Here is a 22,510-nt window from a genome sequence, read left to right on the forward strand (position 1 = left end):
TGCAAGACCTGCGACATCAAGGACCCGACGCAGAACATCGTGTGGGTCACGCCCGAAGGCGGCGGCGGGCCGAATTATCCGAACATGTAACGCAACGCATCCCCGCGCCCCGTGGGCGTGAACGAACCGGAGTGAGACGATGAGCAATGCAGCGAAGGAAGTCGTGGTGGTGAGCGGTGTCCGTACCGCGATCGGCGATTTCGGCGGGAGCCTGAAGGATTTCTCGCCGACCGACCTCGGCGCGAAGGTGGTCGCCGAAGTGCTGGCGCGCGCGAACGTGCCGGGCGATTCGGTCGGGCATGTCGTGTTCGGCCACGTCGTGAACACCGAGCCGAAGGACATGTATCTCGCGCGCGTCGCGGCGATCAACGGCGGCGTCGCGCAGCACACGCCGGCGCTGACCGTGAACCGCCTGTGCGGCTCGGGCCTGCAGGCGATCGTGTCGGCCGCGCAGACGATCATGCTCGGCGACGCCGACGTCGCGATCGGCGGCGGTTCGGAGAGCATGAGCCGTGCGCCGTACACCGTGCCGGCCGCGCGCTTCGGCCAGCGCATGGGCGATGCGAAGCTCGTCGACATGATGCTCGGCGCGCTGCACGACCCGTTCCAGACGATCCACATGGGCGTGACGGCCGAGAACGTCGCACGCAAGTACGACATCTCGCGTGACGCGCAGGATGCGCTGGCGCTCGAATCGCATCGTCGCGCGGCGCGCGCGATCGCGGAAGGGCGCTTCAAGGATCAGATCCTGCCGATCTCGATCCGCACGAAGAAGGGCGAAGTCGCGTTCGACACCGACGAGCACGTGCGGCACGACGCGAGCGCGGACGATTTCACGAAGCTCAAGCCGGTGTTCGTGAAGGAAAACGGCACCGTGACGGCCGGCAACGCGTCGGGCATCAACGACGCGGCCGCTGCCGTGCTGATGATGAGCGCGGACGCTGCGCGCGCGCAGGGCGTGAAGCCGCTCGCCCGCCTCGTCGCGTATGCGCACGCGGGCGTCGATCCTGCATACATGGGCATCGGTCCGGTGCCGGCCACGCAGAAGGCGCTCGAACGCGCGGGCCTGAAGATCGCCGATCTCGACGTGATCGAAGCCAACGAGGCGTTCGCCGCGCAGGCCTGCGCGGTCACGCAGGAACTCGGCCTCGATCCCGCGAAGGTCAACCCAAACGGCTCGGGCATCTCGCTCGGTCACCCGATCGGCGCGACCGGCGCGCTGATCACGGTGAAGGCGCTGTACGAACTGAAGCGTATCGGCGGCCGTTACGCGCTCGTGACGATGTGCATCGGCGGCGGCCAGGGGATTGCCGCGATCTTCGAGAACATCTGATAATCGACCGCTCGGCATCCGAATACACAGGAATCGTCATGACCATCGAAACCGTCGGCGTCGTAGGCGCCGGAACCATGGGCAACGGCATTGCGCAAACCGCGGCCGTTGCCGGACTGAACGTCGTGATGATCGACGTCAGCGACGCCGCACTCGACAAGGGCCTCGCGACGCTGAAGGGCAGCCTCGAGCGGCTCGTGTCGAAGGACAAGCTCGACGCGGCCGCGCGCGATGCGGCGCTCGCGCGCATCGCGACGTCGACCGACTACGCGAAGCTCGCGGCGGTCGACATCGTGATCGAAGCGGCGACCGAGAACGTCGAGTTGAAGGGCCGCATCCTGAAGCAGATCGAGTCGGTCGCGCGGCCCGACGCGATCATCGCGACCAATACGTCGTCGATCTCGATCACCGCGCTCGCGGCGCCGCTTGCCGATCCGTCGCGTTTCCTCGGCATGCACTTCTTCAACCCGGTGCCGCTGATGCCGCTCGTCGAGATCATCCGCGGGCTGCAGACGAGCGACGCGACCGCGTCGGCCGTGCGCGCGCTGACCGAGCGTTTCGACAAATCGCCGATCGGCGTGCGCAATTCGCCGGGCTTCGTCGTGAACCGGATCCTGGTGCCGATGATCAACGAAGCGTTCTTCGTGCTGGCCGAAGGTATCGCGTCGGCCGAGGAGATCGACGCGGGGATGAAGCTCGGCGCGAACCACCCGATCGGGCCGCTCGCGCTGGCCGACCTCGTCGGGCTCGACGTGTGCCTCGCGGTGATGGACGTGTTCCTGAAGGACTTCGGGGATCCGAAGTATCGTGCGTGCCCGCTGCTGCGCGAGATGGTGTCGGCGGGGCGGCTCGGGCGGAAGACGGGGCGCGGGGTGTACGACTACGGCAAGTAAGCGGCGCATCGGTGCCTCTTCGCGCGGCCGCCTTCGGGCGGCCGTGTGCATTGTGCGGCACGCGCGGCGGGATTACGCGTCGAGTATCGACAGGTCGCGCGGCAACGCGCGCTTGAACATTGCCAGAAGCTGCCGCGCCGCCTTCGGCGGCAACGTGATCGCATGGCGCACGGCCGCCGCGATCTGGATCATCATCAGTTCCGCGAATGCGCTGCGTTGCGCGCGGGTCGTGTCGGGCGCGACTTCCGCCAGCGCATCCGCGAACAGCCCGGCCAGGAATTCGCCGTCCGCGCGATCCAGTTCCTGCAGCGCGCGATCGGCCTGTGTCGCGCGCCAGATGTCGCGCATCAGCGGCTCGTCGACGAACATCCGGTAGTAGCTGTCCGTGATGCGTGCGAGCGTGCCGTGCAGGTCGTCGAGCGTCTTCATCGTGGCGAGATCGCGCCGCACGCAGTCGTGGCCAACCTCGTTGTAGCGCTCCGCGAGCGTGCCGATCACGGCCGCCTTGTCCGGAAAGTACTGATACAGCGACCCGAACGAAATGCCCGTGCGTTCGACGATGTCGCTCATGCGGAACGCGTCGCAACCTTTCTCGATCATCACTTCCGATGCGCACGCGAGGATGCGCTCGAACCGCTCGCGGCTGCGCTGCTGCGTCGGTACCAGCCGCGCACGCGCCGGCGCGTCCGCCGCCGTGTCGGGCTCGTCGCTCTGCCCCGATTTTTGCCGGCCCATGCCGCCTCCCGAAAAACTTGACGTTATTAATGCGAGAGTCTATCGTGTTTTTAAAACGCGAGACATTCTCGTGTTTTTTCAAAAAGGAGACGCACATGTCGGCACTTCCCATTCTCATCGTCGGCGGTTCGGGCAAGACGGGCGCCCGCGTCGATGCCCGGCTGCGCACGCGCGGCCTCGCGACGCGACCGGTGTCGCGCACGTCGGCGGTGCGCTTCGACTGGACGGCGCCCGACACCTGGCCGGCCGCGCTCGATGGCGTGTCGGCCGCTTATGTGACCTATCAGCCCGATCTGGCCGTGGACGGTGCGGTGGACGCGATCGCCGGATTCGCGCAGCGCGCGCGAGACAGCGGCGTCGAACGCGTGGTGCTGTTGTCCGGGCGCGGCGAGCCGCGTGCGCAGGCCGCCGAGGCTGCGCTGCAGGCGTCGGGCGTGGGCTGGGGTGTCGTGCGTGCAAGCTGGTTCAACCAGAACTTCTCCGAAGGCTATCTGCTCGACGGCGTGCTGGCTGGCGAAGTCGCGTTGCCGGCCGGCGCGGTGCCCGAGCCGTTCGTCGATGCGGACGACATCGCGGACGTGGCCGTGGCCGCGCTCACCGATGCGCGGTTCGCGGACCGTGTGATCGAGGTCACGGGCCCGCGCGCACTGACGTTCGCCGAAGCGGTCGACGAAATCGCACGGGCTGCCGGGCGGCCGATCGCCTATCGCGAGATTCCGCACGACGCGTTCGTCGCGGGGCTGCGCGAGGTCGGCGTACCGGCGCCGATCGTCGCGCTGCTCGACGACCTGTTCGACGTGGTGCTCGACGGACGCAACAGCGCGGTGACGCACGGCGTCGAGGCCACGCTCGGGCGCCCGGCGCGCGATTTCGCCGACTATGCGTGTGCGGCCGCCGCGACCGGCGTGTGGAGCGCCCGACCGTGATCGCGTTCGTGACTTCAGCGTTGTTGTGAGCGGCCAAGTTCTTGATTTTCCATGGGGCCCAAGACATCTTTTTCGGCGAGCCGATCTGTCGAAATGACGGCGGTCGATGCATGAATTACGTATAATACGTATTCCATGCACAGGAGGCCGCCATGCCGACCATCACCGCCACAGAACTGGCTCGCCATACCCGCCAGATCCTCGATCAGGTCGCCCAGCGTCGCGAAACGATCGTGGTCGAACGCAATCAGACGGTGATCGCCCGTCTGGTGCCCGCCGAGCCCATGATGCGTGCTGCCGAAGCACTCGCCGATTTGCCAGTGAGCCTGGGCGCCGAGGACGCGGCACGCTGGCTGCGCGACAGCCGCGAAGGCTTCGAAGACGGGGTGCGTGACCCATGGGCATGATCATCGATAGCTGCGTGTGGGTCGGGCTCGCCGGCGGCACGGTCGAATCTCGCGCCGTGATCGACACTGCCGGTGATGCGCCGGTGTTTATCTCGACCATCTCCCTGGGCGAACTGGCGTTCGGCGTGCAGGCCTGCGCAGACGCTGCGGAGCGCGCGCGTCGAGCTGCGTATCTGCGCCAGCTCGAGCGGCGGCCGGTACTCGACGTCACGCGTCATACCGCAGCCGCGTTCGGGGTGCTTGCCGCCGCCGTCAAGCAGGCCGGCCGCTCGCCACGTCCGCGTTACAACGACCTGTGGATTGCCGCGCAGGCGATCGAGCGAGGCTATACGTTGATGACGCTGAATGTGGCGGATTTTGCCGACCTCCCGGGTCTTACGGTGCGAGTACCGCAAACGTCGGCATCGGCGTGATTGACCTCGAGCCGTGCGTGTCGCGTACGCGATGCCCACTTTTTGAGGCGCCGTGATGAATCTGGAAGCAGTCGGCGACCGATCCGGACCGCGGGGCTTGCCAGGTGTGCTGTACGTGTTAGGCATGTTCGCGGTGACGCTGGCCGTCAACGTACCGCTCAACGATGCGCTCGCCGCGGCCGATCCGGCCACGACGCACGGCGCGGCGCTGTGGGCGCGCTACCTGCACGACTGGACGAGGTGGAATCACGTGCGCACGGTGGCGTCGGCGGCCGCGTGCGTGTCTTTTATCGCGGGGATTGCGGCGCGGTAGCGCCGCGCCGATCCGCGCGCTACAGCAACCGCTCGGAGAGCACGCGGAACGCGACGTCGGGAACGACGAAGCACATCGGCTCGCCGGTGGCGCCGATGCGTGCGAGGAAGTCGCTCTCGCCCACGGGGCCGACCGTCTTCAGCGGCCGGACGGCGTCGACGTCGATCGGCAGGTCGATCGACGCGTACGCAAGGCGGTCGCAGTCTGCGACGTGCGCGATCGCCGAGTGCTGCAGCGACACGGACGCGACGGCATCGCGCCAGTCGTTGAAGAACGGCGCGAACGCGTCGGGCAGCGTTCGATCGTCCGACGCTTGCGCCGTGCAGCGGAAGTCGGGCGCGCTGCCGCCGCTTCCCGCCAGCAGCGTGTCGTAGCGTCCGTCGCGTACCGCATGGGTAAAGGGCCGCGCGAGATGCGACGGCAGCGCGTCGCTGAAAAGCCGGCTGCCGAGCGCATAGAGCGGGTGGTCGAACACGTTCTTCACGAACAGCACGGTGCGCTCCGCCGGCGCGCCGTCCGGCAGCGCGTCGACGTAGAGCCGCCAGTTGCTCTGCAGCGGCGACGGAAAGACGCGCCGCAGCGGACCCGCGAGCCGCGGACCGAAGTGCCGGTGCCGGTAGGTGAGTGTTGTAAACAGCGTGCGGCCGCCGCGGCTCGCGAGCGTGACGCCGCGCGGCACGAGGTGTGCGACGGCCGCGATATCGACGACCCACGTGCAATACACGACATGTTCGACGTCGCTCGCGAGCTGCAGGAACGGTAGCCGCGACAGCAGCGTGCGGCGGGCGCGCAGCAGCGAGCCGCTCGCGACGATCCGGTTGGCGATCCGGCCGACGAGGCCGGCGGACGGGTAAACGAAGGCATTGTCGTAGTGCATGGGCGGCATTGTGCCGGGCTTGTCGCGTGCGCGGAAGAGGGTGGGGCCGCGTCGTTGGCCGAACCGCGTGCAGTTTGGGCGCCGCCGCGAGGTGCTGCTCGTGCAATGGATCCCGCCGGCCGGTTTTCACGCGTGACGCACGCGTGCGGATAATCGATCGCAATCGGCGCTTCGGATCGAATGCGGATGTCGGCGCGCCGGAATCGATGGAAAAATTGCCGTCGACCCGCGCGTACCGGCGATGTGGCAGCGCTCCAGCGATCCCGCCACGATTCATTCCGGCTCGGGTTCGTGCATCCGTTGCCTCGACACGTTCAACCAACGCGCGATCCTGCCGCCCGCGAGTTGCCACTCGAACGGATTGCGGAAGTCGAACGTGTACAGTTCGCGTCGAAGGTACGGCCAGCACCCGCGTAGACTCCGGGACACCCGCGAGCGCTCGATGCGCGAGGGCCGCCACGTGTCGTGCCAGGGGAAGTTCGTCGCGATACTCGAGCGCCGTCGCGGCAACCGGAAATTGAGCGCATACGCGTACCGCGGCTGGTCCGAGAAGTTTGCCCCCGCGGCATGCAGCGTGCGCCCCGCATGCACGGTGCAGTCTCCCGGCATCAACGGACACGCCACGGCGCGTGCCGGATCGAATCCGCCGACACACTCGAGTCCATGGGCGGTCACGTCGCCCCCGAGCGGTGCATGCGGAAGGACGTCGTACCGATGCGACCCGGGGATGAACTGCATGCACCCGTTGTCGATCGACACGGCTTGCAACGGAATCCAGAAGTTGATTTCGCGATGGTCGATGCGCGCGTCGGTAAACGCGTCGTCCTGATGCCAGGGCGTCACGGTGTCCGTATGCGCCTGCTTCAGGAAAAAACTGTCGCCGGCGAAACGAACGTTCGGGCCGAGCAGCGTCTTGGCGATATCGAACGCGGCGCGGCGGATACGGAGCCTCGATAGCCGACGCTCGAAATAGGATGCCCAGTGGAGTTGGAGAAGTTGAGGTTCGAAATCGCGCCCGTTCGACTCGGGATAGAAATCGAACATCAGGCCCTCGGCGTAGCCCGTGCGGCCGCCGAGCAGACGATGGCCGATTTCGCGCAAGTCTTCGATCTCCGAGGTGTCGATCAGCCCGTCGATGACCGCAAAGCCGTCGTGATGGAACCGGGACCGAAGATGGGCTTGCATTGGAGCCTTGACGATGAGTTCACGGATCGCGAAGCGATGCAGACGGCCTCTTTTTCGATTTTCGTATTTTCGCGCGGGACGCTTCTGTTCGATATCTTACGTTGATTGCCGACGGCGGAGCAGCCGACGAGGCGTCTGCGGGTGTCCGGCGACCTGGCCGCGCGGGCGCGCAATCGCCGGGCGACGCGGCATGGTCGGGCTCGCGCGAGGCATTTCGACGGCCGGTCTCGACGCGTGACGCACGTGCGCGAAAGCCGGCCGTTCGCGCGTCAGTACCCCGACCCGCCGCCGTCCTGATCCGTGACGATCGCCACCCCCGAACTCGTGCCGAGCCGGGTCGCGCCGGCCTCGAGCATCGCGAGCGCGGCCGCGCGGTCGCGCACGCCGCCCGACGCCTTCACGCCGAGCGTCGGCCCGACCGTGCGGCGCATCAGCGCGACATCCGCGAGCGTCGCGCCGCCATGGCCGAACCCGGTCGACGTCTTCACGAACGCGACGCCGAGATCGCGGCACATCTCGCACACGCGCACCTTCTCGTCGTCGGTCAACAATCCCGTTTCGAGGATCACCTTGAGCGGCACCGTGCCGCAGGCGCGGTGCACGGCGTCGATGTCGGCCTTCACGTCGTCGACGCGGCCGCTCTTCAGCGCGCCGATGTTGATCACCATGTCGATCTCGCCGGCGCCCGCCGCGATCGCGGCGGTGGCTTCGAATGCCTTCGCAGCGGACAGCCCCGCGCCGAGCGGAAAGCCGACCACGGCACAGACGAGCACGCCGGTATCGGCCAGTTCGCGCGCGGCGAGCGGCACGTTCGCCGAATTCACGCAGACCGAGTAAAAGCGATGCTCGGCCGCCTGGCGGCAGAGTTCGCGGATCTGCGCGTCGCTCGCGTCGGGCGCGAGCAGCGTGTGATCGATGGTTTGGGCGAGTTGGGCGTTGGAAAGCGGCATGTGTCAGGACTCCACGGATCGTGTGCGGAAAGGGCACACGGAAAGTTGATGTTTTCACATCGGTTTGTTACAAATACGACATTCCGGCCGGGCCTGCGCGCCCGGCACGACGAGCGACTCACGCGACGGGCACGCAGGATACAGGCATGGAAACAAAGAAGGGCGAACGGATCAAGACATTGATGAACGTGCTGCAAGGGCAGAACGCGATTCATCTGCGGGAAGTCGCCGAGCTGTTCGGCGTGTCCGAAATGACGATCCGCCGCGATCTCGCGGACAACCCGCACGGCCTCAGCCTGATCGGCGGCTACGTGACGCGCCATTTCGCCGCGCAGCGCAGCGACATCGGCGAATACCTGATCAGCGCCGAGAACAACCGGCAGACCGAGGAAAAGCGCCGCATCGGCAAGCTGGCCGCGCAGTTCGTGACGACCGGCGACACGATCTTCGTCGACTGCGGGTCGACCACGCCGTTCGTCGTCGATTTCATTCCGGACGACCTCGAATTCACGGCGGTCTGCAATTCGCTGAACGTGTTCGCGAAGCTGCAGCAAAAGCCGCATTGCAACGTGATCCTGTGCGGCGGCGCGTATCACCGCCAGAACATGGTGTTCGAATCGGTCGCCGAAACGGGCATCCTCGATTCGGTGCGCGTGTCGAAGGCGTTCATCTCGGCGGCCGGCGTGAGCGATCGCTGCGGCGTCACGTGCTTCAACTTCCACGAAGTCGATGCGAAGAAGAAGGTGATGGCGCGCGCGCAGAACCGCTTCCTGCTGGTCGATCACACGAAGTTCGACGAAGTGCGCGCGGCCTATTTCGCCGAACTGACCGATTTCAACTACGTGATCTCCGACGGGCAACTGAGCCGCCGCTACGAAACGGCGATCCGCGAGCACGGGATCGCGCTCGTGACCTGATGCGGCGCGGGCGTGCAGCGCGCCGAGCGTCGCGCTATTCATCGCGTCGAGCATCGCGCGCTTCCGCCGCGCTCAAGTAGCCGGTGACCACTTCGAAGCGGCGCGACGCGCCCGGCGCCAGCGCCGCGACGTGGCCCTTGCGGCGTTCGGCTTCGTAACCTTCCGGCTCGCAGGTCGACGGCAGCGCGAACGCGGCGACCTGCTGATCCGCGTTGTGCAGGATCCAGCGCGTCGCGTGCGGGAATTGCGCGGGGCGGTACGCGGTATGGAACGCGCCGCCGTCCGGATGCGCGAGCCGGAAATGCGCGACGCCGTCGGCATCCGTTTCCACGTCGTTCATGAAGAACACGATCTCCGGGTCGTACAGCGCGGGCGCATCGAGCGTCGCGAGCCGCGCCGGTTCGCGCGCGAGCGTCGCCGTGTAGTCGCGCCACGCGGCGGTCGGCTTCACGTGCGCGGGCACGCTGTCGCGCAGCCGCAGGCCGCCGCTCGGGAGCGATTGCACGAAGCGGCCGCCCGGCACGTACGCGTAGTTCAGGTGGGCCATGTACATCAGGTCCATCGGCGCGCCGCCGAGATTCGTCACGTCCATCGCGATCGTCATCCGCGCATCGTGCTCCGTCAGCCGCACCGACGGACGCGCGACGTAGTGGCTGCCGAAGCCCTGCACGTACTCGTATTCGCCTGTCACTTCGACCGTGGCGCCGCGCGCATCCGTGCCGACGACCAGGCTCGCGCGATCCATCGGCGCGCACGGCATCTCGCCGTGCAGCGCATGGGTGTCGTCCGGCCCCGGGCAGCCGTTGCGCAGCAGCCCGCTGTGGAACATGAAGCAGCCGTAGGTATCGACGATCGACGTCGCGCGCCTCGGCTGCCGGAACATGTGCTTCATCGTCAGGTCGCGACCGTCGAATTCGGCGGCCCAGATCATCTGGCCGAGATACGGCAGCACGACGAGATGGCCGCGGCGGTTCTCGAGCTTCAGCGCCTCGACGCCGGACGGATACGCGAACGCGGTGACGGTGATGCCGTCGGTGCGGTACAGCGTGCGCGGTGTTTCGCGGAAATCGTCGCGCCGCAGTTCGATCTCGCCGCGCATGGTCAGGCTCCCGACGTGTGGCGCGTCGCGGCGTAGCGCGCGGACGCGTGCTCGTCGGCCGCCGCGTCGGGCGTGGCCGCCGGCAGGTGACGCAGGCAGTAGAAGCCGTAGTAGACGATCACGACGAAGCACGCGAGCGGCACGACGAACGCGAGCTGCATGTTGCCGCCCGTGTGATCGGAGATCAGCCCCTGGATCAGCGGCACGACCGCGCCGCCGACGATGCTCATCACGAGGATCGAGCCGCCGTATTCGGTGTCCTTGCCGAGGCCGTCGATCGTCAGCCCGTAGATCGTCGGCCAGCACGGGCCGAGGAAGATGCTCACGCACACGGCCGCATACACGGCCGTGATGTTGTGCACGCTGATCGTGTACGCGAGCAGCGCGATGCACAGGATGCCGTAGACGATCAGCACCTTGGCCGGGCCGACGCGCTTCATCACGAGCGTCGCGACCAGCTTGCCGACGAAGAACGCGAAGAAGGTCGCGAGCAGGTAGCGCGACGCGCCGCGCTCGGTGAGGCCGCCGATCTGCATCGCGAGCCGGATCGTGAAGCTCCACACGCCGACCTGTGCGCCGACGTACAGGAATTGCGCGACCACGCCCGCGACGAAGCGCCGGTTGCCGAACAGGCGCGCGAGCGTGCCGCGCGCGTCGATCCGGTGCGTGACCGTGCTCGCGCCGTTGCCCTTGCACGCCGGGTACGGCGTGAGCGCGAACACGACGAACACGGCGGCGAGCACGACGATCAGCCACTTGTACGGTTCGAGCGTGGCCTGAATCATCGCGAGCTGGTGCGTGTGGGCTTCGGCGGCCGACATCGCCGCGAGCTGCGCATGCGACGCGTCGCCTTCCTTGAAGATCAGGAAGCTGCCCATGTAGACGCCGGCCATCGCGCCGAACGGATAGAACGTCTGCGAGATGTTCAGTCGCCGCGTGCTGGTGTCGCGCGGGCCCATCAGCGTCGAATACGAGTTCGACGCCGTTTCGAGGAACGACAGGCCCGCGGCGATCACGAACAGCGCGACGAGGAACATCCCGTACTTCGCCATCGACGCGGCCGGGAAGAACAGCAGGCAGCCGGTCGTGTAGAGCAGCAGGCCGACGAGGATCGTCGTCTTGTAGCTGAACTTCTTCACGACGGTCGCGGCCGGAATCGCGAGGAAGAAGTAGCCGAGATAGAACGCCGACTGCACGAACGCCGATTCGAAATCGGACAGGAAGAACGATTTCTTGAACTGCGCGATCAGTACGTCGTTCAGGTTCGCGGCGGTGCCCCACAGCGCGAACAGGCAGCACAGCAGCGTAAACGCGAAGAGCGGCGTGCGATTCAGGTAATAGCCGTCGGGTGTGTGTTCGATCCTGGTTCGGCTCATGGGTGTCTCCTTCCCAATGTCTCGTCGATGAAGGCGCCGGTCAGATGCCGGCGTCGCGGAGGAAGCATTCGAACGTCGCGGCGTCGGCGTACGACTTCTGCGTGCCGAGGCCCGTGACCGAATGCGCGGCATAGGCGGACGCGTAACGCATCGCGTCGACGGCGTCGCGCGACGCGGCATAGCAGCGCGCGAAGCAGCCGATATACGCATCGCCGGCGCCCGTCGTATCGCGCGCGTCGACCGGCACGCCCGGCACGTGACGCGCACCGTCGCGCGATACCAGCAGCGAACCCTTGTCGCCGAGCGTGACGAGCACGTGCTTGAGCCCGCGCGCGACCAGCGCTTCGGCGGCACGGGTCGCGCTGTCGCGCGAATCGACCGGCATGCCCGACACGATCGCGAGCTCGGTCTCGTTCGGCACGAAGAATTCGACGGAACGGATGCGCTCGAAATCGAGGTCGGCGACGGCCGGGGCCGGGTTCAGCAACACGGGAATGCCGTGCCGTGCGCCGAATTCGATCGCGTGATAGACGGTGTCGAGCTCGATTTCGAGCTGCAGCACGATCAGCGCGCAGTCGGCAAGCATCGGCGCGGCCGCATCGACGTCGGCCGGTTGCAGATGGCGGTTCGCGCCCTTGACGATCAGGATGCTGTTGCTCGAATCGGGCTCGACGAAGATCGGCGCGACGCCGCTGGGCACGCCGGCGACCTTGCGCACGTGCGTGGTGTCGATGCCTTCGCGCTCGAAGTTGCGGATCGTGTTGTCGGCGAACACGTCGTCGCCGACCTTCGTGACCATCACGACGCGCGCGCCGAGGCGCGCGGCCGCGACGGCCTGGTTCGCGCCCTTGCCGCCGCAGCCGAGTTCGAAGTTCGGCGCCTCGAGCGTTTCGCCCCGGGCGGGCATGCGCGTGACATAGGTCACGAGGTCGACCATGTTGCTGCCGATGACGGCGATCGTCTCCATCTGCGTCTCTTCCTTGGTATGGGGGCGCCGCGCGCGTGGTCGGCGGCGGCTTGCGACAGGTGATAATAAAATCACATTGAATGTGAAAATGCAATCCTATGATGTTAGAAGGGTCACTTGTGGGGGCGGGCATCCGGCCGGACGAATTGTTCGTTCCGCCGCGTTGAAGCGGGTTCGGATTCATCGGGGGGGGCGCTGAGAGTCGTTACGCGAACGATGCCGCGTTCTCGGGTTTTCGTTGCGCGGCGCGATGCGAGCCATGTCGCGCGCTTCGCGGCCGCACGCCAGGATGACCGGACGATTACCGTTTCGTTATCTACGCCGTTCGCGCCTGCACGGTGAGCGGCCGCGTCGCCGTTTCCGGGTAACATCGCCGGATGTCCCCATGCAAGCGACGGAGCCGGCGATGCGCATCCTGATAGTCGAAGACGAACCGAAGACGGGCGCGTACCTGAAGAAGGGGCTCGAGGAATCGGGCTTCAGCGTCGATCTCGCGAAGGACGGCGGCGAAGGGCTGACGCTCGCGCAGGAAGAGCGTTACGACGTGATCGTGCTCGACGTGATGCTGCCCGTGCTCGACGGATGGGGCGTGCTCAAGCGGCTGCGCGACACGCACACGACGCCGGTGCTGTTCCTGACCGCGCGCGACGACGTGCAGGACCGCGTGCACGGCCTCGAACTCGGCGCCGACGATTACCTCGTGAAACCGTTCGCGTTCGTCGAGCTGCTCGCCCGCATCCGCACGCTCGCGCGTCGCGGGCCGCCGCGCGAGACCGAACGCCTGACGGTCGGCGATCTGGAAATCGACGTGGTGCGCCGCCGCGTGAAGCGCGGCGCCACGCGGATCGACCTCACGCCGCGCGAATTCTCGCTGCTGCAACTGCTCGCGCGCCGGCAGGGCGAGGTGCTGAGCCGGACGCAGATCGCATCGTACGTGTGGGACATGAATTTCGACAGCGACACCAACGTCGTCGAGGTCGCGATCCGGCGCCTGCGCGCGAAGATCGACGACGCGTTTCCGGTCAAGCTGATCCACACCGTGCGCGGCGTCGGCTACGTGCTCGAACCGAAGGACGACGCATGACGCGCCCGCGCTCGCTGGCCGCGACGCTCGCGCTCGCGTTCGCCGCGACCACGCTCGCCGCGTTCGCGCTCGTCGGCGCATATGTGTATGCGGGCCTCGAGCGGCAGGTGAATACGCAGGACGATCTCGACATCGTGCTGGCCGCGCGCCACACGCGCCGGCTCGCGGGCGAGCTCGAGTCGCTCGATGCGGTTCGCGCGCATGCGGAGCGGCTGACGAGTCAGGTGCTGGGCAACGAGGCGCTGTCGATGGCCGCCGTCGATGCGCGGGGCGACGTGCTCGCACGTCACAACGTCCGGCTCGCCGCGCCCGACGATGCGCCCGCGGCCGCATCGGTTCCGCTGGCCGATGCGCAATTGTTCGCGCCGCACGCGGTGCCGGTTCCCGCGGACGACCGGATCACGGCCGACCGGCTCGTCACGTGGACCGCCGACGGCGGCACGCCGATGCGCGGCGTCGTGATCGAGGCCACGCTCGGCGACCGCACGCCGATCCGCATCGCGATCGCCCGCAACATGCGCGACAGGGCCGATCTGCTCGACGGTTACCGCGACCGGCTCAAGCTCGCCGGCGGGCTCGGCGCGCTGTTCGCGCTGCTGCTCGGCTACTGGCTGATCCGCACGGCGCTCGCGCCGCTGCGCGAGATCGTCGACAACACCGGCCGGATCACGGTCGACAAGCTCGACACGCGGCTCGACGCGTCGCGCGCGCCGCCCGAATTGCGCGCGCTCGTCGATGCGCAGAATGCGATGCTCGGCCGCCTGCAGCAGGCGTTCGCGCATCTGTCGCAATTCAGCGCCGATCTCGCGCACGATCTGCGCACGCCGCTGAACAACATGCGCGGCGCCACCGAAGTCGCGCTCGCGCGGCCGCGTTCGGCCGACGAGTACCAGGCGCTGCTCGAATCGAATCTCGAGGAATACGATCGTCTCGCGCGGATGATCGAGAACGTGCTGTTTCTCGCGCGTGCCGAGCATCCGAGCTTCGTCACCCGGCAGCGCGCGTTCGACGTGCGCGACGAACTCGAGCGCATCGCGGAGTATTTCGAGGGGCTCGCCGACGAAGCGGGCTCGACGTTGCGCGTCGAAGGGCAGGGGCAGCTGACCGCCGACGTCGAGCTGTTCCGCCGCGCCGTCGGCAACCTGCTCGCGAACGCGCTGCGTTACACGCCCGCCGGCGGCGTCATCACGCTGAGCGTGGACGAAACCGCCGATGCGGTGCGCGTCGGCGTCGCGAATCCGGGCGAGCCGATCGATCGCGCGCTGCTGCCGCGGATCTTCGACCGGTTCGTGCGCGGCGACCCCGCGCGCAGCGGCGGTGCGCCGGGCGGCACGGCCGGGCTCGGCCTCGCGATCGTGCGCTCGGTGATGGAGCTCCACGGCGGTACCGCGCAGGTCGAAAGCGACACGCTCGGCACGCGTTTCACGCTTACGTTCAACCGGCTGGCGGCAGTGTGATGGCGGGTGCGGGTCGCGCGGCCGGTGCGTGTTCCATCGCGCCGGTGTTCGATTCAGCATCCACGCCCACGCTCGCCTGCCAACCGCCGCCCAACGCCTTCAGCAACCCGACTTCGGCCTCGATCCGGCGCGCGTCGATCTGATCGGCCGTGCGCCGATTCGTCAGCGCGATCGTCTGCGCGGTCACCACGTCCAGATAGCTGACGGCGCCCGCGTTGAAGCGATTCGTCGTCAGCCGCAGCGACAGATCGGCCGCGTCGGTCGCGCGCTGCTGGCTGCCGGCTTCGGACGCGAGTGCGTCGAGCGCCGACAACTGATCCTCGACCTGTTGGAACGCGACGAGCACGGTGTGCCGGTAGTCGGCGACCGCACCGTCGTATTGCGCATGCGCGCCGCGCAGCGACGCGCTGCGGCGGCCGCCGTCGAACAGCGTGCCGGCGAGCTGCGGACCGAGCGACCAGAACAGGCTCGGCGCGGTGAGCCACGGCGCGAAGAACGAACTCTCGAGGCCCACGCTCGCCGACAGCACGAGATCCGGGAAGAACGCGGCGCGCGCCTCGCCGATCCGCGCGTTCGCGGCCGCGACACGGCGCTCGGCCGCCGCGATGTCGGGCCGCCGCTCCAGCAGTTGCGACGGCACGCCGGCCGGAATCGCCGGCACGTGGAACGCCTGCACGCGCGGCGGCAGCACGAACGTCGACGCGCTCTCGCCGACGAGCGTCGCGATCGCGTGCTGCAACTGCGCACGCGACGCGTCGATATCGGTGTCCTGCGTGCGCGTCGATTCGAGCTGGGTCTCGGCTTGTGCGACCGCCGACGCATCGATCGCTCCGGCCGCCAGTTGCCGCTTGAGCAGCGTCAGTGCGTCCGCGTACGCGCGCACGGTGTCGTCGAGCAGCTGCTTCTGCGTGTCGAGCGAGCGCAGCGCGAAATAGTCGGTCGCGAGTTCGGCCGTGACCGACAGCTTCACGGCCTGCAGATCGGCCGCGCTCGCGGCTGCGTCCGCCTGCGCGCCCGTCACCGCGTCGCGTACGCGGCCGAACACGTCGGGTTCCCAGCTCGCGGCCACGCCCGCCTGATAGTCGGGCGTCGTCTTGCCGGCGAGCGACGAGCCGAGCCGGTTTTGCGACACGCGCGCGCGGCTTTGCGCGGCGCCCGCGGTGATCGTCGGCAGGAACCCGGCGTGCTGATAGTCGACCGTCGCGCGCGCCTGCTGCAACTCGGCGATGGCTTTCTTCACCGTCTGGTTCGACACGTCGACGCGCGCTTCGAGCGCGTTCAGGTCGGCATCGTCGAAGACGGTCCACCAGGCGCCGCGCGCGGCGGCGTCGGCCGGGCTCGCGGTGCGCCAGCCGGCCTGCGCGGCCGAGGCGCCCGCGTAGTGCGCGGGTACCGCGACGGCGGGCGGCGAATACGGCGGCAGCGTCGAGCAGGCGGTCAGTGCGGCCGACGCCGCGGCGGCGCCGAGCGCGACGGCGCGACGGGCGAACGGGAGCGGATGAGGAAGGCGCATGGCAGGGATCTCGGGAGTCGTCGTCGAATGGGTTAGCCGCGGGCGGATGCCGCAGCGGGCGTCGATGCGGCCGACGCGGTGCCGGCCGCGCGCGGCAGCGGCATGTCGCGGGCAGCGGCGCCGTATGGTGGTTGCGTGGGCTGCGCGGCGTGCGGGGACGAAGGGGACGAAGCAGACGAACCCACAACCGGCACCGCCGCACGCGCTGTCGACACGACCTTCACGGCCTCCCCGGCCGTGATCGCATCGCCCGGGTTGTCGATCACGCGATCGGTTGCCGAGAGCCCCGCGACGATCTCGACGCGCGTGCCGAAATCGCGTCCGATCTGCACGGTCTTCAGCGCGGTTCGGCCGTTCGCGCCGACGGTGGCGACCGTCACGCCGTTCGGCCGGAACAGCAGTGCACTGACCGGCAGATCGAGCGCCGGCGCCGCACTCGGCACGGCGAGATGCGCCTGCGCATACGCGCCGGGCATCAGCGCGCCGTCGCGGTTGTCGACGTCGATCTCGACGCGCAGCGTGCGCGTGACGGGATCGATCGCGCCCGCGCTGCGCGCGACCCGCGCGGCAAGCCGCCGTCCCGGATACTGCGGCGTCGTCAGGTAGACCGGCGTGCCGGTCGATACGCCGGCTGCGCTGTCCTGCGGCACGTCGACGAACACGCGCAGCGTGTCCGTCTGTTCGAGATGGAACAGTTCGCCGGACAGGCCCGGGCTGCCCGGCGTGCCGCCCGCGGTGACCAGCGTGCCGACGTCGACGTTGCGTGCGGTGATCACGCCGTCGAACGGCGCGGTGACGGACTCGTACGACACGAGTTCGGCAAGATGCGCGACGTTCGCCTGCGCGGACGCGAGCATCGCGCGCTTCGCGTTCATGTCCGCGACCTTCGTGTCGGTGTCCTGCTGCGACACCGATTGCGTGTTCAGCATGTCCTGCCAGCGCTGCGCGGTCGATTTCGCGTAGTCGTAGTTCGCTTGTGCGCTCGCTTCGTCGGCGCGCGCCTGGCGCAATTGCGCGTCGAGATCGGGCGCCGAGATTTGCGCGAGCGTCTGACCGGCCTTCACGTGCGTGCCGAGATCGGCGCTCCAGTGCGCGACGTAGCCGCTCGTGCGCGCATAGATCGACGCGTCCGCATAGGGCGCCACTGAGCCGGGCAGCGTCAGCGTCTGGTCGGCCGGCGCCGCGCCGGGCACGACGACCGACACCGGCAGCGCCTGCTGCGCAGCCACCTGCGCACGCTGCGCGGCGCGTGCATCGATACGCGGCACGATGCCGAGCGCGAGCAGCGCGGCGGCGAGCGCGACGGCGGCGAGCGGCACGGCGAGCTTGCGGGCGCCACGGCTTGGCGGCACGTCGCGTGCCGCGTCACGGGTTGTGTCGTGTGCTGTGGGCGGCACGGTTGCGTTGGCGGTCGGGGTATTCGGAGCGGCCGGTGTGGCCGAAGCAGCCGAAGCAGCCGGCGTGGCCGGAGTCGCAGACGTTACCGCTTCGGCGGCGGGCGGCGGGGCGACGGGTTCGATCGAGTCGTTCATGGTGGGTCCGGGGTCGGGCGAATCGAAGGATGAGAAGGGGCGGCCGTCTGCACTCAGCGCAGCGCTGGCGTGTCGGGTGCGTGCTGCACACGCCGGGCGGCCGCGGCGTCGCGACGCCGCGCGAGCCACGCGTGAACGAAGCCGAACAGCACCGGTACGAACAGCAGCGTCGAGCACGTGCCGAACGCGAGCCCGCCGATCACCGCGCGGCCGAGCGGCGCGTTCTGCTCGCCGCCGTCGCCGAGGCCGAGCGCCATCGGCAACATGCCGATCAGCATCGCGAGCGCGGTCATCACGACGGGCCGGAAGCGGCTGAAGCCTGCGTCGAGCGCGGCCTGCCACGGCGGCGCGCCGGCCGCGAGCAGCTCACGTGCCGCGTTCACGACGAGAATGCTGTTCGCGGTCGCGATGCCGATGCACAGGATCGTGCCGGTCAGCGCGGGCACCGACAGCGTGGTGCCCGTGACGAACAGCATCCATGCGATGCCGGCGAGCGACGCCGGCAGCCCGCCGACGATCACGAGCGGATCGAGCCACGACTGGAAGTTCACGACCATCAGCAGGTAGACCAGCGAGATCGCGAGCGCGAGGCCGCCGAGCAGGCCCGAGAACGACTCGTGCATCGCCTGCACCTGGCCGCGCAGCACGATCGACGAGCCGGGCGGCAGTTGCGCGCGCGCGGCGTCGACGAGTTTCGTCACGTCGGCGGTGACGCCGCCGAGATCGCGCCCCTGCACCGCCGCGAAGATGTCGAGCACCGGCTGCACGTTGTAGTGCGACACCACGGCCTGCTGGGTCGAGCGCGAGAACGTGCCGAGCGCGCCGAGCAGGTTCTGTGCGGGCGCGCCCGCGGCCGGTCCGCCGGCCTGCGTCTGCGGCGTGCTCGCGGTGCCGGCGGGCAGCGGTACGTTCGCGAGCGACTGCAGCGAATTCACCGTGTATTGCGGTGTCTGCACGAGCACCGGGTAGCTGACGCCGTTGCGCGGATCGAGCCAGAAGTTCGGCGTCGTCTGCGAGCTGCCGGACAGCGCGATCAACAGGTTCTGCGCGACGTCGCGCTGCTGCAGGCCCGCCTGGATCGCCTTCGTGCGGTCCACGTTCACGTCGATCGCCGGTTCGTCGCCGGGCTGCTGGATGCGTGCGTCGACGAGCCCGCGCACGCCGCGCAGCTTCGCGAGCAGTGCATTCGCGACCGCGCGGTTCTGGTCGAGCTTGTTGCCGACGATCTGGATGTCGATCGGCGCGGGCAGCCCGAAATTGAGGATCTGGCTGACGATGTCGGCCGGCAGGAACGCGAACGTCACGCCGGGGAACGACTGCGCGAGCACGTTGCGCAGCGTCGCGACGTAGGCGGCCGTCGATGCGTGGTTCGGCTTCAGCGTGATCAGCACGTCGGCGTCCTCGGTGCCGATCGGGTCCGACGAATCGTACGTGAGGTTGATCCCGCTCACCGGCACGCCGATGTTGTCGAGCACGCCGGCGAGTTGGTTCGCCGGAATCACGCCGCGGATCTTCGCTTCGACTTCGTCGGTCAGCCGCGCGGTTTCCTCGATCCGCGTGCCGGTCGGCGCGCGCAGATGCAGACGGATCTCGCCGGTGTCGACCGACGGGAAGAAGTCCTGACCGGCGAACGCGTAGAGGCCCGTCGATGCGACGCACGCGAGCAGGAACGCGGCCGCGAAGCGGCGCCGCCGCGCGATCGCCGCGGACAGCAACGCGCGATAGCGCAGCCGCACGGCCTCGAAGCGATGCTCGAACGCCGCCTGGAAACGCGCGATGCGTGCGAATACGCCGCGCGGCGGCCGGCCGCTCCCTTTTGCGCGCATCAGCGCCATCGCGAGCGTCGGCACCAGTGTGCGCGAGAAGAAGTACGACGCGATCATCGCGAAGATCACGGCCTCGGCCAGCGGCACGAACAGATAGCGCGCGACGCCCGTCAGCAGGAACATCGGCACGAACACGATGCAGATCGACAGCGTCGACACGAAGGTCGGCACCGCGATCTCGCCCGCACCGGTCAGGATCGCGTCCTCGAGCGGCGCACCGCGCTCCAGATGATGCGTGATGTTCTCGATCGCGACGGTCGCGTCGTCGACGAGGATCCCGACCGCGAGCGCGAGCCCGCCGAGCGTCATGATGTTGATGGTCTGGCCGAGCGCGGACAGCGCGAGCAGCGACGCGAGCACCGCGAGCGGGATCGTGACCGCGATGATCAGCGTCGCGCGCCAGCTGCCGAGAAACAGCAGGATCATCAGCGCGGTCAGGCACGCGGCGATCAGCGCTTCGCGCACGACGCCCTGGACCGCCGCCTTCACGAACACGGACTGATCGTCGAGCGGCGCAATGTGCAGCGCCTTCGGCAGCCCGGCCGCGATCTTCGGCAGCATCGCCTTCACCTGGTCGATGATCGTCAACGTCGACGCGCTGCCGGTTTTCTCGACCGTCAGCAGCGCCGCGCGCTTGCCGTCCGCCCGCACGATGTTGGTCTGCGGCGCGTAGCCGTCGCGAACGTGCGCGACGTCGCGCACGTACACGACATTGCCGCCGATCGTCTTCACCGGCAGGTCGTTCAGCGCGGCGACCGTCTGCGTGCTGCCGTTCATCTGCACGTTGTATTCGTGCGTGCCGATCTTCGCGGTGCCGCCCGGCAGGATCAGGTTCTGCGCATTGATCGCGTTGACGACGTCGATCGGCGCGAGTCCTTTCGCCTGCAGTGCGCGCGTATCGAGGTCGACGACGATCTGGCGGATCTTGCCGCCGAACGGCAGCGGCACGGCCGCGCCCTGGACGGTCGCGAGCTGGGTGCGGATGAAGCTGTTGCCGAGGTCGTACAGCTGCTGCTCGGCGAGCGTGTCGCTCGACAGCCCGAGCTGCAGGATCGGCACCGTCGACGCGTTGTACGTGATGATGTTCGGCGGCAGCGTGCCGGGCGGCAGGATGCGCAGGATCGACGCGGCGTTGCTCGCGGCTTCCGCGATCGCGCGATTGATGTCGGCGCCCGGGTGGAAGAAGATCTTCACGACCGACACGCCGTTCAGCGACTGCGACTCGATGTGCTCGATGTCGTCGACGTCGGACGTGAGCGCGCGTTCGTAGTTCGACGTGATCCGCTTGGCCATGTCCTCCGCGGAGAAGCCGTTGTACGACCAGACGATGCTGACGACCGGAATGTCGATGCTCGGGAAGATGTCGGTCGGCGTGCGCAGCAGCGCGAGCGGTCCCGCGATGAAGATCAGCAGCGCGAGTACGACGAACGTGTAAGGCCTGCGTAACGCCAGCCGGACGATCCACATGACGGTGCTCCTCGAAACAGGGCTCGGATTGCGTATTCGATGCGACGAGCGTGCAGTCTGCCGGCGCGGCGTTGACCCGACCCTGACCCGAGGATTACGAAGTCGTTATCTGTGCGGGCGGCGGCAGCGGCGGCCGTGCGGCGGGGCGCCCAGCGCGATGAGGGCTGGCCGAATCGTCGCCGCCGACGGCGGTGCGCCGCTTCATCCATATAATGTCCGGCGGCAAAACCTTCGCTCATTCGCGTATCTCGCCCATTCCAGGAGCCAGACCGATGTCGTTGCGCACCGATGCAAACTTCTTCCTCCTTCTTGCCGATTCGTATCGCCGGCTCGTGAACCGTCCGCTCGTGCCCGACGGTATGAGCTCATCCGACGGCGCCGCGTGGCTGTACAGTACGGCGCCGTTCGGCGTGCTTGCGCACGACACGTCGGCCGATCCGGTCTTCATGTACGGCAACCGGCGCGCGCAGGCGATTTTCGAATATGACTGGGATGAACTGACGGCATTGCCGTCCCGTCTGTCGGCGGAGCCGATGGAGCGACACGAGCGTCAGGTGTTTCTTGACAAGGTGATGCGCGACGGCTTCGTGTCGGAATACCGCGGCGTGCGGGTGACGAAGTCCGGCAAGCGGTTCTGGATCGAGCGCGCGACCGTGTGGCAGCTCATGGACGCAGACGGAACCGTGCACGGCCAGGCCGCGATGATCCCGGAAGTACGACCGCTCGACGCACCTGTGACAGGCGCGGGCGACCAGATAACAAATCCGTAATCGAAGCCTCACCTTCAGGAAAGCGCGCGAATCGCAGAATGGACCCAACTCCTCATCGCATTGATGCGGAGCGGATGTCCGGCCCGATCTGCGGACGCAAACATGCCATCCTGTGAGGTGAACATCATGAACAACCTGATTCGTGCAGTCCTGCTTTCCTGTGCGCTGAGCGCACCGATCGTCGCATTTGCGCAAACCACCGACCATGCGCTCACGCGCGCCGACGTGCGTGCCGATCTCGTCCGTGTCGAAAAGGCCGGTTATCGGCCTATCGGCAGCGATCCTTACTATCCGGAAGACATCCAGGCCGCCGAGGCGAAGGTCGCCGCGCAGCAAGCGCAATCGGCCGCTGCACGGCCGACCGACGCTGCAAAGCCCGCGACCTCATCGTTCGCGTCGCTCGACACACAGCAGTTGTACGAGCATCACTGAACGCGGCGATCGACCGCCGCCCGCGGTGCCGGCGGCGG

General features: G+C 68.1%; 21 protein-coding genes and 1 pseudogene. 12 read left to right on the forward strand and 10 right to left on the reverse strand.

All coding sequences use genetic code 11. The features are described 5' to 3' along the window. The 3 genes from WT53_RS32985 to WT53_RS25640 all read left to right on the forward strand — a co-directional run. Positions 1 to 90, forward strand: a 90-nt coding sequence (locus WT53_RS32985; protein WP_143031905.1) for a 4Fe-4S dicluster domain-containing protein, incomplete at its 5' end; no start/stop codon positions are given. Between the two features lie 49 nt (positions 91 to 139). After that, positions 140 to 1,333: a beta-ketothiolase BktB gene (gene bktB / locus WT53_RS25635; protein WP_059825882.1), complete on the forward strand. Its 1,194-nt coding sequence runs from the start codon at positions 140 to 142 to the stop codon at positions 1,331 to 1,333. 38 nt (positions 1,334 to 1,371) lie between these two features. Next, positions 1,372 to 2,226, forward strand: coding sequence for a 3-hydroxybutyryl-CoA dehydrogenase (locus WT53_RS25640; protein WP_034209387.1), 855 nt, complete (start codon positions 1,372 to 1,374; stop codon positions 2,224 to 2,226). Between the two features lie 72 nt (positions 2,227 to 2,298). On the opposite strand, the gene WT53_RS25645 is transcribed toward WT53_RS25640, so the two are convergent. Then, the gene (locus WT53_RS25645) at positions 2,299 to 2,961 is read right to left on the reverse strand and encodes a TetR/AcrR family transcriptional regulator (protein ID WP_060262227.1); all 663 of its coding nucleotides are present in this window, start codon (positions 2,959 to 2,961) and stop codon (positions 2,299 to 2,301) included. Between the two features lie 95 nt (positions 2,962 to 3,056). On the opposite strand from WT53_RS25645, the gene WT53_RS25650 reads away from it, so the two are divergent. The 4 genes and pseudogenes from WT53_RS25650 to WT53_RS25665 all read left to right on the forward strand — a co-directional run. Continuing rightward, positions 3,057 to 3,887 (forward strand): NmrA family transcriptional regulator, encoded by an 831-nt coding sequence (locus WT53_RS25650; RefSeq protein ID WP_060262229.1) that lies wholly within the window; start codon positions 3,057 to 3,059, stop codon positions 3,885 to 3,887. A 152-nt stretch (positions 3,888 to 4,039) separates the two neighbouring features. Continuing rightward, positions 4,040 to 4,294, forward strand: a complete 255-nt coding sequence (locus WT53_RS25655) for a type II toxin-antitoxin system Phd/YefM family antitoxin (protein WP_034209384.1) — start codon at positions 4,040 to 4,042, stop codon at positions 4,292 to 4,294. After that, complete coding sequence (locus WT53_RS25660; RefSeq protein WP_034209383.1) at positions 4,285 to 4,707, forward strand: type II toxin-antitoxin system VapC family toxin; 423 nt, start codon at positions 4,285 to 4,287, stop codon at positions 4,705 to 4,707. Before WT53_RS25655 ends, WT53_RS25660 begins: the two co-directional genes overlap by 10 nt. A gap of 67 nt (positions 4,708 to 4,774) precedes the next feature. Further along, positions 4,775 to 5,020 (forward strand): annotated as a pseudogene (locus WT53_RS25665) (anthrone oxygenase family protein); the annotation flags it as partial. Positions 5,021 to 5,039: 19 nt separating this feature from the next. Here WT53_RS25665 and WT53_RS25670 read toward each other — a convergent pair. The 3 genes from WT53_RS25670 to deoC form a co-directional block, all read right to left on the reverse strand. Further along, positions 5,040 to 5,906, reverse strand: a complete 867-nt coding sequence (locus WT53_RS25670) for a DUF2071 domain-containing protein (protein WP_060262233.1) — start codon at positions 5,904 to 5,906, stop codon at positions 5,040 to 5,042. A 264-nt stretch (positions 5,907 to 6,170) separates the two neighbouring features. Then, positions 6,171 to 7,082 (reverse strand): phytanoyl-CoA dioxygenase family protein, encoded by a 912-nt coding sequence (locus tag WT53_RS25675; protein WP_060262235.1) that lies wholly within the window; start codon positions 7,080 to 7,082, stop codon positions 6,171 to 6,173. A gap of 269 nt (positions 7,083 to 7,351) precedes the next feature. Beyond that, entirely contained in the window at positions 7,352 to 8,032 is a 681-nt protein-coding gene (gene deoC, locus WT53_RS25680; RefSeq protein ID WP_060262237.1) for a deoxyribose-phosphate aldolase, read from the reverse strand. 146 nt (positions 8,033 to 8,178) lie between these two features. Here deoC and deoR point away from each other — a divergent pair, with 146 nt between their 5' ends. Next, on the forward strand, positions 8,179 to 8,949 hold the full coding sequence (gene deoR, locus WT53_RS25685) for a DNA-binding transcriptional repressor DeoR (RefSeq protein ID WP_034209379.1): 771 nt from the start codon (positions 8,179 to 8,181) through the stop codon (positions 8,947 to 8,949). 34 nt (positions 8,950 to 8,983) lie between these two features. On the opposite strand, the gene WT53_RS25690 is transcribed toward deoR, so the two are convergent. Genes WT53_RS25690 through rbsK form a run of 3 tightly spaced genes read right to left on the reverse strand, consistent with a single transcriptional unit; the run spans position 8,984 to position 12,391 of the window. Beyond that, positions 8,984 to 10,048: an aldose 1-epimerase family protein gene (locus WT53_RS25690; protein ID WP_060262239.1), complete on the reverse strand. Its 1,065-nt coding sequence runs from the start codon at positions 10,046 to 10,048 to the stop codon at positions 8,984 to 8,986. 2 nt (positions 10,049 to 10,050) lie between these two features. Continuing rightward, positions 10,051 to 11,424 carry an L-fucose:H+ symporter permease gene (fucP, locus tag WT53_RS25695; protein ID WP_034209377.1) on the reverse strand — a complete coding sequence of 458 codons (1,374 nt, stop codon included), beginning with the start codon at positions 11,422 to 11,424 and terminating at the stop codon, positions 10,051 to 10,053. Positions 11,425 to 11,464: 40 nt separating this feature from the next. Continuing rightward, entirely contained in the window at positions 11,465 to 12,391 is a 927-nt protein-coding gene (gene rbsK, locus WT53_RS25700) for a ribokinase (protein WP_034209376.1), read from the reverse strand. A 406-nt stretch (positions 12,392 to 12,797) separates the two neighbouring features. Here rbsK and WT53_RS25705 point away from each other — a divergent pair, with 406 nt between their 5' ends. Then, positions 12,798 to 13,475, forward strand: a complete 678-nt coding sequence (locus WT53_RS25705; protein ID WP_034209510.1) for a heavy metal response regulator transcription factor — start codon at positions 12,798 to 12,800, stop codon at positions 13,473 to 13,475. Further along, complete coding sequence (locus tag WT53_RS25710) at positions 13,472 to 14,932, forward strand: heavy metal sensor histidine kinase (protein ID WP_034209375.1); 1,461 nt, start codon at positions 13,472 to 13,474, stop codon at positions 14,930 to 14,932. Before WT53_RS25705 ends, WT53_RS25710 begins: the two co-directional genes overlap by 4 nt. Here WT53_RS25710 and WT53_RS25715 read toward each other — a convergent pair. The 3 genes from WT53_RS25715 to WT53_RS25725 are packed head-to-tail and all read right to left on the reverse strand — an operon-like array spanning position 14,910 to position 21,270. Beyond that, complete coding sequence (locus WT53_RS25715) at positions 14,910 to 16,445, reverse strand: efflux transporter outer membrane subunit (protein WP_034209374.1); 1,536 nt, start codon at positions 16,443 to 16,445, stop codon at positions 14,910 to 14,912. The genes WT53_RS25710 and WT53_RS25715 overlap by 23 nt on opposite strands. Positions 16,446 to 16,477: 32 nt before the next feature. Next, positions 16,478 to 17,977 (reverse strand): efflux RND transporter periplasmic adaptor subunit, encoded by a 1,500-nt coding sequence (locus tag WT53_RS25720; RefSeq protein WP_034209373.1) that lies wholly within the window; start codon positions 17,975 to 17,977, stop codon positions 16,478 to 16,480. 53 nt (positions 17,978 to 18,030) lie between these two features. Further along, positions 18,031 to 21,270 carry an efflux RND transporter permease subunit gene (locus tag WT53_RS25725; protein WP_034209372.1) on the reverse strand — a complete coding sequence of 1,080 codons (3,240 nt, stop codon included), beginning with the start codon at positions 21,268 to 21,270 and terminating at the stop codon, positions 18,031 to 18,033. Positions 21,271 to 21,542: 272 nt separating this feature from the next. Here WT53_RS25725 and WT53_RS25730 point away from each other — a divergent pair, with 272 nt between their 5' ends. Both WT53_RS25730 and WT53_RS25735 read left to right on the forward strand, forming a co-directional pair. After that, on the forward strand, positions 21,543 to 22,040 hold the full coding sequence (locus tag WT53_RS25730) for an MEKHLA domain-containing protein (protein WP_052100426.1): 498 nt from the start codon (positions 21,543 to 21,545) through the stop codon (positions 22,038 to 22,040). 126 nt (positions 22,041 to 22,166) lie between these two features. Then, complete coding sequence (locus WT53_RS25735) at positions 22,167 to 22,472, forward strand: DUF4148 domain-containing protein (protein WP_034209508.1); 306 nt, start codon at positions 22,167 to 22,169, stop codon at positions 22,470 to 22,472. Positions 22,473 to 22,510: the final 38 nt, after the last annotated feature.

The organism is Burkholderia sp. MSMB2157WGS (assembly GCF_001532755.1).
GTDB lineage: Bacteria > Pseudomonadota > Gammaproteobacteria > Burkholderiales > Burkholderiaceae > Burkholderia.